Annotated in this window: 12 protein-coding genes; 10 read left to right on the forward strand and 2 right to left on the reverse strand. The window is 59.1% G+C overall.

Translation table 11 applies throughout. The annotated features are described in order from the left end of the window. Positions 1–83 precede the first annotated feature (83 nt). From NZ960_02965 to NZ960_02975, 3 genes are all read left to right on the forward strand, one after another. A complete protein-coding gene (locus tag NZ960_02965) occupies positions 84–1100 on the forward strand; it encodes an ABC transporter permease (protein MCS7176576.1) in 1017 nt (338 codons plus the stop codon). Further along, positions 1097–2176, forward strand: coding sequence for an ABC transporter permease (locus NZ960_02970; GenBank protein ID MCS7176577.1), 1080 nt, complete (start codon positions 1097–1099; stop codon positions 2174–2176). The genes NZ960_02965 and NZ960_02970 overlap by 4 nt, the downstream gene beginning before the upstream one ends. 525 nt (positions 2177–2701) lie before the next feature. Beyond that, complete coding sequence (locus NZ960_02975; GenBank protein MCS7176578.1) at positions 2702–4042, forward strand: hypothetical protein; 1341 nt, start codon at positions 2702–2704, stop codon at positions 4040–4042. A 2-nt stretch (positions 4043–4044) separates the two neighbouring features. Here the strand turns inward: NZ960_02975 and NZ960_02980 are convergent, their stop codons facing one another. Both NZ960_02980 and NZ960_02985 read right to left on the reverse strand, forming a co-directional pair. Beyond that, the gene (locus tag NZ960_02980) at positions 4045–6564 is read right to left on the reverse strand and encodes a putative LPS assembly protein LptD (GenBank protein MCS7176579.1); all 2520 of its coding nucleotides are present in this window, start codon (positions 6562–6564) and stop codon (positions 4045–4047) included. Beyond that, a complete protein-coding gene (locus NZ960_02985) occupies positions 6551–7315 on the reverse strand; it encodes a DUF4292 domain-containing protein (GenBank protein ID MCS7176580.1) in 765 nt (254 codons plus the stop codon). Before NZ960_02985 ends, NZ960_02980 begins: the two co-directional genes overlap by 14 nt. Before the next feature lie 115 nt (positions 7316–7430). On the opposite strand from NZ960_02985, the gene NZ960_02990 reads away from it, so the two are divergent. From NZ960_02990 to NZ960_03020, 7 genes are all read left to right on the forward strand, one after another. After that, entirely contained in the window at positions 7431–7892 is a 462-nt protein-coding gene (locus tag NZ960_02990) for a 6-carboxytetrahydropterin synthase (protein ID MCS7176581.1), read from the forward strand. 6 nt (positions 7893–7898) lie between these two features. Further along, positions 7899–8576, forward strand: a complete 678-nt coding sequence (locus NZ960_02995) for a GTP cyclohydrolase I (GenBank protein ID MCS7176582.1) — start codon at positions 7899–7901, stop codon at positions 8574–8576. Continuing rightward, on the forward strand, positions 8563–9201 hold the full coding sequence (locus tag NZ960_03000) for a ribonuclease HII (GenBank protein ID MCS7176583.1): 639 nt from the start codon (positions 8563–8565) through the stop codon (positions 9199–9201). Before NZ960_02995 ends, NZ960_03000 begins: the two co-directional genes overlap by 14 nt. After that, positions 9185–10465, forward strand: coding sequence for a dihydroorotase (locus tag NZ960_03005; GenBank protein MCS7176584.1), 1281 nt, complete (start codon positions 9185–9187; stop codon positions 10463–10465). The genes NZ960_03000 and NZ960_03005 overlap by 17 nt, the downstream gene beginning before the upstream one ends. 87 nt (positions 10466–10552) lie before the next feature. Then, positions 10553–11098 (forward strand): c-type cytochrome, encoded by a 546-nt coding sequence (locus tag NZ960_03010; protein ID MCS7176585.1) that lies wholly within the window; start codon positions 10553–10555, stop codon positions 11096–11098. 23 nt (positions 11099–11121) lie between these two features. Further along, positions 11122–12093, forward strand: coding sequence for a COX15/CtaA family protein (locus NZ960_03015; GenBank protein MCS7176586.1), 972 nt, complete (start codon positions 11122–11124; stop codon positions 12091–12093). Beyond that, complete coding sequence (locus NZ960_03020) at positions 12090–12968, forward strand: protoheme IX farnesyltransferase (GenBank protein ID MCS7176587.1); 879 nt, start codon at positions 12090–12092, stop codon at positions 12966–12968. Before NZ960_03015 ends, NZ960_03020 begins: the two co-directional genes overlap by 4 nt. Position 12969: the final 1 nt, after the last annotated feature.

A 12969-nucleotide genomic window follows, 5' to 3' on the forward strand; every position in this document is an offset into this window, starting at 1 on the left:
GGTGCACAAAATTACAGGCTTCGCTATCGAGATGGCCTCCGTTGTAATTTTGGTCGGTAGCCGGCAAAGGGGTATAGTGGGACATGTGGAAGTACGCGGTACAGCGGGTGCTGCTCTTCATCCCGACCCTCTTCCTCATCACACTGCTAACCTTTGGAATCAGCCGCTTAGCTCCTGGGGATCCAGCAGCTCTCAAGGTAGGTGTAACTGCTGAAGGGGGAATTGCGGGACGCACGGGGCTCAACGAGCGAACTCTCGAACTTCTACGTCAGCAGTGGCACTTGGATAAGCCGATCTGGCAGCAGTACCTTCTGTGGCTGCGCGATCTCATCCGCTTGGACTTTGGACGCTCGTTCCAGGACAATCGTCCTGTGCTAGAGAAGATTGGCGAGCGACTGCCCATCACGCTAGCAATGAACGTGCTAGCAGTATTGCTGGCGTATGGCATCGCGATCCCGTTAGGAGTCTACTCTGCAGCTCGGGCTGGCAGCTGGGTGGATCGGGCAGTTGCGTTCGTTCTCTTTGCGTTGTATTCGCTGCCTACCTTCTGGGTAGGGATGCTGGCGATCACATTTCTCTGCAATCCTGAGTACTTAGCGCTCTTCCCCACGGGTGGAGTTCGTTCCGTCTTCCATTCAGAGAATTGGAGCCTGTGGCGACGGATTCTTGATTATGCCTGGCATTTGACCCTTCCGATGCTCGTGTACACATATAGCAGCTTCGCCTTCATCTCCCGGCAGACGCGGAGCGCGATGCTGGAGGTATTGCGTCAGGACTACATTCGGACAGCGTATGCGAAAGGGGTGTCGTCTGGGGTTGCCCTCTGGAAGCATGCGTTACGAAACTCCTTGATCCCGATCGTCACGATACTGGCGGGGGTACTGCCTGCACTCATCGGAGGTAGTGTCATTGTGGAAACGCTCTTTAGCATTCCTGGGATGGGTGAGCTTTCGTTCCGGGCCTTGGTTGCTCGGGATTACCCTGTGATCATGGCCGTTTTTACGCTGTCGGCCATCCTTACTCTCGTAGGAATCCTGCTGGCGGACATCCTCTATGCCGTTGTGGATCCGCGAATCAGCTTCGAGCGGAGAGCGGAATGAGCGAGACCTTCCGGATTCCACCCCCGGAATTATCATCGCCGGCGGAACCATCGTCGCCAGTTCCTGAGCAGGGTGAATCGTATGGGCGGATGGTGTGGCGGCAGTTTCGGAAGAACACGCTGGGGATGGTATCCCTGTACTTCGTTGGTGCATTGGCTGCGGTTGCCATCTTCGCGGACTTTTTAGCCAACGATGTTCCAATCGTTGCTCTCTATCGTGGCCAGCTCTGGTTCCCGGTGCTGCAGCAGTACGCGGTACAGCTTGGGGTGGTGATCCAGGGAGGAGGGGAACTGATCGACTGGCGTACGGCTCAGTATGACTGGGCGCTGTGGCCGCCTGTTCCGTACCGTCCGGAGACGACTGATCCGACTTTGCGAACCCTGCGCGATCGGGCCCCTTCGGCTCGGCATTGGCTCGGGACCGACGAGATAGGGCGTGACGTGCTTGCCGGAATCATCCACGGTGCTCGATACGCTCTTTCCATTGGCTTCGTGGCCATGGGAATTGCACTGGCGATTGGTATCCTCGTTGGGGCGTTGGCTGGATACTACGGTGGGGTGCTGGATATCATCCTCTCGCGCCTCATTGAGTTGGTCCTCACGCTCCCAACCTTCTTCCTCATCATTACGGTTGTGGCCCTGGTCCAGCAGGGGAGCATCTGGCTCATTATGGCAATGATTGGACTGACGGGCTGGACAGGGGTTGCACGGTTTGTTCGGGGAGAAGTGTTGCGGGTCCGCACTCTGGAGTATGTAACAGCGGCACGTGCGCTGGGGTTTTCTGCCGCGCGCATCATCTTCCGTCACGTGCTCCCAAACGCGTTGGCTCCTGTGCTCGTTGCTGCGGCCTTCGGAATTGCTAACGCAGTGCTCGTTGAGTCTGCGCTGAGCTTCCTTGGGTTTGGGGTACCTCCGACGGTTGTGACGTGGGGCTCCATGCTGGCAAAGGCGCGGGGGAGTATCTCTGCATGGTGGTTGGTGTTGTTCCCGGGACTCCTGATCTTCTTGACTGTGGCTGCATATAACCTGATTGGGGATGCCTTGCGGGATGCGTTGGATCCCCGTCTGCGGCAGTGAGATAGCCTAGCGCGCTGCTGCATGATGTCGTGCAAGATTTTGCCGTTATTGCAAGAGTCCCCAACCAAACAAAAAGTCAAAAACACAAAAACAACCACGAACAAACTCCTCACCTCCCTCATCCTCGCCTGCACTGCAGCTGCTCAGAATAGCCTACAACTGGAGTTCCACCACCAGAAGCCAACAGCGACGTGGTCAGGAAGCTTCTTCACTGCGTTCTCCCTCTCCAGCCGCGACTCCTTCTGGGCTAAGCTAAGCTATAGTGCGCTTGGGGAGCGTATGCCTTCAGCGAGCTTCCGTGATGATGTAGGTGCGAGCATTCGGTACACTTATCTGCTTGGCGTTCCGTGGCAGCTTGAGTCTCAGCTAATGTGGTACTACCTGCGGGACACGCGCCTATCTGGCCATCCGGAAAGCGCCTGCTGGCGGGCTACGGTCGGTTTCTTGCACTCGCTCCCAAAATTGCAGGTAGGCGGCGGTGGAGGTTGGGAGATACTTCGCCAGTTCTCTCGGTCGGACTGGGGAATGAGCGGGTACGCACGGCTTCATTGGGACGGAGTAGCTGGAGTTTGGCTACAAGCACAACTTGCTGCCGAAGGAACTCGATTCCAGGGCCAACGGCGCCGTTATGATGTCCGAGCGCATATCGCCAGCAGAGGAGGGGATGGGGATACGCTCTTTGCTGGTAGCGCACGCCTCATGCAGAATGACATTCCAGGACTTGAGCCTGAGGAGCTCCAACGGCGCCGTGAGCAACACTTCGGAGGGTTCCTCATTCTCGACGAGCCTCTTCTACCAGCACTGAGGTGGCGGTTACGGCTGAGAATGCAGAGTATGCGTGTCGTCAATACATGGTTGGGGAGGGCTTCGGGAGTCTCCCCGAAGGAGCAGACTCGGCTGGGCGGAGAGGCAGAGAACATGCTGGATTGGTCGCTACCTCTGGGGACAGTTCGCGCCACAGCAGAACTCCAGTACAGCGAAGAGGCATACCGCATCCGGGGCTCCTTCACGCAGCTTGGCGACCTGCAGAAGCAACAACAGGAGAGACTCAAGGACTTCACCAGCCTGTGGGTGCGCCTCGCTGCTTCGGCGCACTTGGGGCTTAGCCAGCGTGACAGCCTCTTGCTGATAGGCTCTATCGCTCTACTCCGCTACGACACCCCAAGTCCACAGAACACGGACGACCGAGACGAGCAGCATCTCTTCACAGCCCTCACCCATCGCCGCTCCTGGGGTAAGGCAGTCACGACGACGCTTACGGTCGAATTCCAAGGCCGGCACCTGGTCTTCTTGCTGGCTCCAAGAAGTGCATGGAACCACTGGCTCTATACCCTTGCACTGCGCTGGCAAGGGAAATGGCTAACGGAACGCCTCATGTGGCAGCCGACATGGGAAGTTCGCGCTACGTACACTGTCCGCGATTACGACTACACTACTGTCCTCCGCGACCTCTCACTACGGCAATGGAGCTACCGTGACAGCATCCGGATACGGCTGTCTGCAGAGTGGGAAGCCGAGGTGGGCTACATTGGCCGAATTACTCGAATTGGACTCCTGCAGTGGAAGGCATTTTCAGAACAGCCGCAAGCGCAGGTCCAGGAGCAGAGCGGAGGTTTGCTCTTCGTCTGGGGGAGGGGACGACAGAGCTGGGGGATAGGGGCCCGGTTGTTGGTGTCTGAGTACCGCGAGCATCGAGGAGAAGGTAGTCGAAGCTCCTACGGCCTCGGGCCGCAGGCGCGTGTTGTCCTTCAGACGGCCTACGGGACCCTTACAGCGATGGGATGGTACGAGCTGCGGCGCTCTGACCGAGACCAACAGTGGTCGGTCGTTCCCTGGCTCACGCTCTCGTTCCGCACGGTGGAGTAGGGTCACAGCCCAGGAAGGGTTTTCTCCTCGTACTTCAGGTCACGGAGGATCGCCGCTTTCGGGCTGAAACGGAGCCAATACCCCCGGAAGGTACCTATCGGGTACCACTGGAAGCGCAGCTCCCAGCAGTGGAGCTGCCGAACCACAGCAATACTTGGGGCAATGAGTTGGCCTCCCAGCACATCAACGTTACCATTCGCCTGGATGTCCCAGCCACCGAGCACAATCCCAAGTCCGATTCCCAAGTTTGCTGCACGGCTCCTCTGGCTGGGGACAGGCTCATCGTATCGGAGTGCAGCCGAGAGCGATAGCCGCCACTGAAGCGTGAAGGGCGATGCAGCCGTATCAGTACCGTTAGGCTCGTGCGTAGGCGTGGCTGGCAGCGGGAAGCTTCCAGCGAGGCTGAAGTCAGCTTGCAGTCGGAAGCTAGTCCAACGCACCGGGAAACGGCCATCAGCGATCCGCAGGCGATTGACACGGTACCACTGACGGCCATCCGGGGAGGGAACCTCGACGTAGAAGCTACCAGTCGCCCCTCCCTGAAGGTTGAGGAGCTTGAGTGCTGGAATGGAGAAATCCAGAGCGACGTCGCTCAAACGCAGCGAATCAGCGAGTGGAGCATATCCCCCAGCAATGGCAAGCCGGAAGACCTCTACGACGGAAGGGGGAGCCGTGTCTGCAGCAGGGAGGAGGCGCAGTTCGAAGCTGTTGAGCAGGCGATAGTCTAAGCGGGCAGACCGAGTACGCGGGGCAAAGCCTCCACCGTCTAATGCAAAGCGGCTGTAGGTAACGGCCCTACCGGTCCGATAGTCAACGTAGGAGGAGTAGAACTGCGGGAACCCAGGGGTAAAGGACACAGTCACGGTCGGCTGCAAGACGTGGCGGATAGCATCTGCCCCAATGATGGAGGGCAGGTCTGCAACCCCGTAGAGACGAGTGCCGATGCCCAGGGCGATGCTGTAGCTGTACTCCCGGAATAGCCCGGCCAGGCGCTCTTGGACCAAGGTGGAGTCCTCCGGGCGCATCCTCTGGCGGAGTTGGCGGAAGTACCACCGCTCCTCATAGCTCAGGCTGGGAGTGAACACGAAGTACCCCAGGCGGGGACTGACTCGGAGAGACGGAGTATGGCTAATGGAGCTCTGGTGGGCGTATCCAGTTGCCGAGCGCTGATATTGCCAGCGTGCAACCATGGAGTAGCCCAGGGTCAGTTGGCGTAGCCATTCCGGAGCGGCATACCACCGCTGGAGTGGCATCCAGCTAGGCAGCGTCAGAGTTAGCCGAGGGAGGGTGCCAGCGTGTGCTCCAGTGATGAGGTTCTGCTCACGCTGCAGTGTCAACGAGAGGGAAGCGCCCGACTCGAAGAGGTAAGAGCTGCTGAGTGTTGACAACAAGCTCTCCAGGAGGCGCTGCTGGAGGTCAGTGGAGACCTGCCGGAAGTAGTCCGGCGAACTGAGACGGAGGTTGGCTTGGAGGTCCCAAGTTGGGGTAATACGCTGGCGGTGCTGCCAGTTGATGTTCCAGTGCCGCTGGAGAGGTACGTCTAGGTCAGGACGGGTTATGCCCCCACTCAGCTCGGCTGAGCCTTGGAGCCAGTCCCGAAGGGCATACCGGAAGAGCACATGTCCTAACGCCCCTTGACGAGTCCGGAGGGTTGCTCGGAGCTGGATATCCCAGTAGTCGCTCGGGGCATAGAAGTAGCCGAGGCCCTCCGCTACCAAACCGCCTGTGGCTGAGAAGAAGAACGACGGCGTGAGGACGCCGGATTGCCGTCCGCCGCGGTTAGGGAAGAAGAGCCCGAAAGGGAAGAGGAAGACGGGGAGGTCCTCCACGTACACGATGACGGGGTCGGCAAAGATGCGGTCACCTGTGACGACCTTCATGCGTGGTGCGCAGAAGCGGTAGTGCGGACGCTCGTGGTCACAGGTGGTATAGCAGCCTCCCTGCACGAAGAAGACGCCAGGCTCCACCTGCTTGAGGCGTTCCCCAGCATAGTAGCCTTCGCCGAGGTGGGTTGAGACCCCTACGACAACTCCGCGCCGGGTTTGGAAGCTGTACCGGATTTGTTCGCCCTTGTAGACCTGGTCGCCGTCGCGAAAGATGGGAGTTCCTTGAGGCTTTCCAGAAGAGTCAGGGACTCCTGCCGCCGTTAGTTCTGACCGGGGAAGCCATAGCTCTACGACTTCGGCTGTAAGCTCCTGTTGGCGAAGCACCAGCCTGGCCTTTCCACGAAGGCGGAGCCGCTGTTCCGCAGCTACATAAAGCAGGGTGTCGTTCGCCGAGAAGACGACAACTGTGTCAAGGTTGCGGTTCCGCCGCGGTTCAGAGGCAGGCCGTGGCTCCGCAGAGGCAGTAGTATCGGGAAACTGTACAGGAAATGTCGGTTGGGGTAGGGTAAGGCTTGTGTCACCCTGTCTCTCGACTTCTGGAGACTTCGGTTGTGTGCGGATTTGAAGCTGTGGTAGGGCTACAGTGCCGGCTGTGCAGAAGCCCAGCAGCCACCACAGCAGCTTACTCAAGTTCAATCCGGGCCGCATTGGTCGGAATATGCAGGCTATATGGGCGCGACGGGGTAGAATGGTAAGCAACGTCGCGGACTACAAGCACGAGGTTGATCCCGGCCATCGCAATACGCAGTCGCTCCGGGTAGCTTGGTAGGGAATGGTGCTGACCGCTATACTCTACTTGGAGTCGCCCCGCGGGAAGCTCAGCCTCGTAGGAAAGTAGCCTTAAGTCCAGAGACCGAAAGGTCCAGCAGCTACCGGCTGTATCGCAGAGCTTCAGCTGCTGTTTGTCCTCTTCCCAAGCAGCCGATCCCAACCTTTCTGGCAGGGAGACCTCAGGCCGTAAGAGAGTGAACAGCACCGACGGTGGAAGAGCGAGTCCAAGCACGCGCTCGACGGCCTGCGGAGTTGGTCTTCCTCGGAGGAGCACGTTCCGGAGGGCATCGTAGTACTGCATCTCCGATACCGTCAAGCGCAACTGTCCTACAGCGACGCCAAAAGGCCCCCACAGCTCTGCCCAGAGGGAGTCAGAGCCAGCAACCTCTATCTGACATCGAACCGGCAAAGGTGTCCGTGGCAGCAAGAGGTCTGCCGACAGCGTCACCACTAGGGCATTCGGCTGTTGCCATGTATGGAGTCGCTTCAGCATCGCTGAGAGCTCGCTTTTGCTCAGAGGGGTAACGCCGGAGCGCGGTGTTGCACAACTCAGGAGGAGCATGCAGAGGAGGAGTATGCAGAGGGCCACTGCAAATGCTTGGCTCCGGACAGCCATCGTAAGCTTCTGCTGCGGAGTTTGGAGTTTTTACGATTTTTGTCCCCGGCTATTGCGTTGCAGCCGAAGGTACAGAGCGCAGTTTCTTAGAACGCTAGCCAACTGCCCGCAGCCAATGGTCTATGTCACGCGTCGAGCAACCTTTTCCGCAGCACACCGGCTCTACAACCCGCAGTGGTCAGATGAGCAGAATCGCGAGGTCTTCGGAAAGTGTGCTAACCCGAACGGCCATGGACACAACTACGTGGTAGAGGTTACCGTGGCCGGTATGCCGGACCCGGAGACTGGCTATGTCATTGACCTGAAGCTGCTAGCGCAGGTGCTGGAGGCAGAGATCATCAGCAAGGTGGACCACAAGCACCTCAACTACGACGTGGACTTCCTCCGTGGCATCAATCCCACGGTGGAGAATCTTGCGATTGCCTTCTGGCGTGTCCTCCAAGGGAAAATTCCGCAAGGGCAGCTCTATGCTGTTCGCGTTTACGAGTCTGATAACAACTACGCGGAGTACCGTGGCGAGCCGACTCCGTGGAACCCTACCCAGGTCATGTCCCATAGCCTGTCAGCGGATGGATAGGGCGTGATGCAAACGAATGGGCAGATAGCGGCTGTATCCCAGCCCTCCTTAGCCGACGCGAATGGGAATCTCCGCTTAACGGTGGAAGAGCTTCAGCAGATGGAGCAGGAGCTAGAGCGGAAGTTTGCCGACATTCTGCGCATCCTGCGGATTGATCCCAGCGACCCTAACAGTGCTGACACTCCGAAGCGGCTAGCCCGAATGTGGGTGCGAGAGCTCTTCCGGGGCCGGTATGAGCCGCCACCACGATGTACGGTCTTCCCGAATCGGCGGCAGGTCAGCGGCATAGTCATGAGTCGTGGAATAGACGTCCGCTCGGTCTGTTCCCACCACTGGCAGCCTATCATCGGGCAGTGCGTGATCGGCTACGTGCCCGACGAGTACATCATCGGGCTGTCGAAGCTCAACCGGGTTGTGGAGTGGTTCAGCCGGCGTGGGCAGGTCCAGGAAGAGCTGACGGAGCAGATCGCGGACTTCCTCCAGGATCGGTTGCGCCCAAAGGCCCTTGGAGTCATCTTAGCCTGCCGCCACTACTGCATGATCCTACGGGGTGTCGAAGGAGACGAGGAGCAGGCGATTATGGTGACGGCAGCATGGCGCGGTGAGCTCGCCACAAATCCAGAGCTTCGGCAAGAATTCCTCCGCCTGGCTGCAATCGAAGTGCCCGAGTATGGCGCGAAGTAGCCTCACGCCCCAGTACGAGCAGCCGTGGTGGCAGCGTGGAAAGTATGTTGCTGGCGTTGATGAGGTCGGTCGTGGAGCGCTCGCCGGTCCCGTCGTAGCTGCGGCTATCGTCCTGCCTATCGGCTTTGTTTCGGCGCTCCCAGTGTGTGATTCGAAGCTCCTTTCCCCTCAGCAACGCCAGCGGGTAGCTGCGTATCTTGAGCAATGTGCTGTTGCCTACGCCTTCGGGTGGGTTGAGCCGCAGGTCGTTGATACGCTTGGCATTTTCCAGGCAACGCTCTTGGCGATGGGGCAGGCACTCTACGGACTCCGAGTGGTCCCGGACTACGTCTTCGTGGATGGTCCCGTCTTCCCCGACGTAGAGCTACCAGGCTGCGCTATTGTGGATGGGGACCGTCGCTGTCTATCGATTGCTGCCGCTTCTATCGTAGCCAAGGTTGCCCGGGATCGCTGGATGGTTGAGGTTGCTGACCTTCGGTACCCCGTCTATGGCTTCGCCCAGCACAAGGGATACGGAACCCCGGCTCACTGGACAGCACTCCGCCGTTACGGCCCCTGCAGCCTTCACCGCCGCACGTTTCTCCGTCGACTTGACACCGTTGCGGATCATGAACGTGCTCTTTGAGGGCATTCGAGTCCTCAATCCAGCGCAAGCATTGGATGGCCGTTTCTCCCTGTGGCTCAAGGATGGCCGTATCGTTGCATTGAGTCATGAGCCGATCGTTGTAGAGCCGACGACACAGCGGATACCAGCCTCCCATCTCCTTGCCGTCCCTGGGCTCTTCGACATGCACGTCCATCTGCGTGAGCCAGGGCAGACCCACAAGGAGGACATTGCCTCTGGAACAGCCGCGGCGGCCAATGGAGGCTTCACCGGGATCTGCTGCATGCCAAATACCGAGCCAGCAATTGATCATCCCGTGGTCCTGAAGGCAGTGTTGGCTACGCCGTACGATGCTCCCGTGGACCTTGTCTGTTGTGCGGCCCTCACTCGCGGTCGGAGCGGGCAAGAGTTAGCTCCGCTGCTGGAGCTTCACGCTGCTGGCGCAGTGATGTTCTCCGATGACGGCACCTGGCTCTCCAATGCAGAGCTATTACGACGCGCATTCCGTTTAGTGAGCTCTTTCAATGGGCTCGTCGCCCAGCACTGTCAGGAGCCAACCCTTACGGAGGGGTTTGCCGTCAATGATGGCGTCGTTGCAACCCGTCTCGGACTCAAAGGATATCCAGCCGTTGCCGAGGAAATAGCCATTGCCCGAGACCTCCTGTTGGCTGCTTACTGTCAGGCCCGGTACCACGTACAGCATGTGAGCACGCGCGGAGCTGTTGCCCTCATTCGGGAGGCGAAGCGTCGGGGCGTGCAAGTAAGCTGCGAGGTCACTCCACACCACCTTGTCCTGACAGAGGAGGCAGTCGGTGATTACGACACGAATGCGAAGATGAACCCACCACTGCGCACCCAGGCCGATGTTGACGCCCTTCGGGAAGCGCTGGCCGATGGTACGATCGACTGCATCGCCACCGACCATGCCCCACATGCCACCTACGAGAAACAGCAAGAGTTTGAAGCAGCCCCTCACGGAGTCATCGGACTCGAGACCGCTGTTGGCGTCGTTCTGACGCACCTTGTACACACAGGCATCCTGAGCTACGAGCGCTTCGTGCAGGTGATGGCCATAGCGCCGAGGCAGCTCTTAGGGCTGCCACTCCCGGAAATCACTCCGGGAGCGCAAGCGAATCTCACCATCATCGCGCCGGAGGAAGAGTGGACCGTCTCACCCGAGCGCTTCTGTTCCAAGGCGCGCAACACGCCCTTTGCGGGCTGGACTCTCCGCGGTAAGCCGAAATGGGTCATCAACCGTGGACAGATGTGGGAGTGCCAGCTTTGAGAGCAGTCGAGGTGCTGACTGAGTAGCAGCGAGGGAGTAGACTGGTTTTGATATTTTCGTGCCGCACACCTGCAGGGTAGAGGAGCGATGAAAAAGTGGCTAGTTGGAATTAGCGGTATGCTGCTCTTCATAGGAGTCGCTGGCTGCAACATCCGCGGCTTCTTCGTACGGTACGAAGATGATCCCGTCTTCCATGGCCCATCTGAGGAGCCCACACAGCAAGCGTCGGGGCAGACAGCCGGGACAATAGCGGCTGGGGACAGCAAAGGAGCCGGTGTGTATCGGCAGATCTGTGCTTCATGCCATCAGCAGAACGGCCAAGGGATCGCCGGTGTCTATCCGCCGTTAGCTGGCTCAGAGTTCCTCCAGGGGGATCCGACGATTTCGATCCGCATCGTACTCCATGGGTTCCAAGGCCGAATTGAGCGTCAAGGGAAGGTCTACAATGGTGTTATGAGCGGGTGGGGAACTGTGCTCAGCGACGAGGACATTGCGGCAGTCTTGAGCTACGCCCGCTCTGCCTGGGGGAATTCTGCCCCACCAATCACGGCAGAGCAGGTACGGGAAGTCCGCCAGAAGACACAAGGTCGTAGCCAGCCCTATACGGAGGCAGAACTCAAGCAGCCTCTGTGACCCTATCAATGTCCACCGCACCGATGGAACTCTCCCTGCAAGTCACGGCTGAGGTACCACCACGGGGTTTGCGGCAATTCAGCATAGCGCTGATGCTGATGACCTTCGGTCTCATTGGCCTGGGAGGACTTGTCAACAGTACAGGCTCAGGGCTCAGCGTCCCCGACTGGCCGACAACGTATGGTCAGCACCTGTTCCTCTACCCAATCAGCGAATGGCGGGGGGGCATCCTATATGAGCACACGCACCGCTTGGTAGCTGCTGTCGTCGGGTTGATGAGCTTTGTGCTTGTCCTCTGGAGTTGGCTTCTCATTCGGGAGCCACGGTACCAGTGGGTACGCAATGTGGCCCTCGTAGCCTTTGTCCTGGTGGTGCTGCAGGGACTTCTGGGAGGCTTGACAGTACTCTACCGCCTACCGACGCTGCTCTCTGCCAGTCATGCCGTGGTGGCGCAGAGCTTCTTTGCCTGCACGGTCTTGCTGGTTGTTGGGCTACAGGCAGGATGGTATCGCAGCCCGTCACTGCCGCTGGACAAGGTACAGTCACTCGCCAAGTTCGCACTCTTCGTTTGGCTGTTGAGCTTTGGACAAATCCTCTTTGGGGCGCTGACGCGGCATACGTACAGCGCTCTTGCGATTCCCGACTTTCCGCTTGTCTTCGGTGGAATCTTCCCTCCCACTTCGGCCCTCAATGGGCAGGTGCTCATTCACTACATGCACCGTCTCTTGGGCTTTGTACTTGCGGCAGCGATGCTCCTGCAGGGGTGGCTCCTCTGGTCGGAGAAGGGGCAGGCGGCCTGGGTTCGCTGGCTTGCCCTGGGTGGAGCCATTGTAGTCATTGGGCAGATTCTGCTGGGTGGCTGGCTGGTGTGGAGCTATCGAGCTGTGTTTCCAACGACATTGCACGTCATCGTTGGCACGGCACTCTGGGCAGTGAACACAGCCCTCTTCTTCCAACTATGGCGATGGCGGTGGCTGAGTCTGCAAGGGCAGTGAAGAAGGAAACGAAGCTGTGGGCCTACTACGCGCTGACGAAGCCCAGAGTGACGGCAACGGTAGCCCTCAGTATGGTAGCCGGCTACATCTTAGCGCTACCGCGAGGAGTCCACGACCTCCTGGCGTGGGATGCCGCAGCTCGTTTCGTCGCCACCCTCGTGGGGACTATCCTAGTCAGTGCAGGGAGTGCAGCGTTGAACCACTCTGTTGAGTGGACAACCGACCAGTTAATGCCCAGGACACGGAATCGCCCAATCCCAGCGGGCATTCTTACACCTCGGCAAGGGCTTCTGTGGGGAGCTATACTCTGCGGCTTAGGGCTTGGAATCCTGTTGTTCATCGACTTCCTTGTCCTACTGCTGGCGACGCTGACGGTGGTAGCGTACATCGTGGTCTACACCCCAATGAAGCGCCGCAGTCCGTATGCTCTCCTCATAGGGGCCATTCCTGGGGCGCTCCCGGCTGCCGGCGGTTGGATTGCGGCTTCCGGTGTAGGACTGGGGGCAGCGCTGGTTTTCCTCGTTCTGTACTGGTGGCAGCTGCCCCACTTCCTCGCCCTCTCGTGGCTCTATCGCAAGGACTACGCCCAAGCTGGGTTTCCGGTAGCCGCCGTGGCTCAAGAAGATGGGCATCGGATGGGGTGGTATCTTCTCCTCTCTTCGGTTGCTCTCCTGTGCTCAGGGGTCCTGAGCGGTATATCTCTCAGGCTCTCTCCTGTGTTCGTTGCTGGAATGGCAGTGCTTGGTGGGTGGCTCGTTGGGATGGCTGCGCTCTTCTGGCGCAGTCCAGGCTTTGAACGTGCCCGCCAAGTCCTACGGAGTGCATATGTCTACCTGCTGGGGTTCGTTGCACTAGCGTTACTAGCGCGGCCGTGAG

It is taken from the genome of Candidatus Kapaibacterium sp. (genome assembly GCA_025059875.1).
GTDB lineage: Bacteria > Bacteroidota > Ignavibacteria > Kapaibacteriales > HRBIN21 > HRBIN21.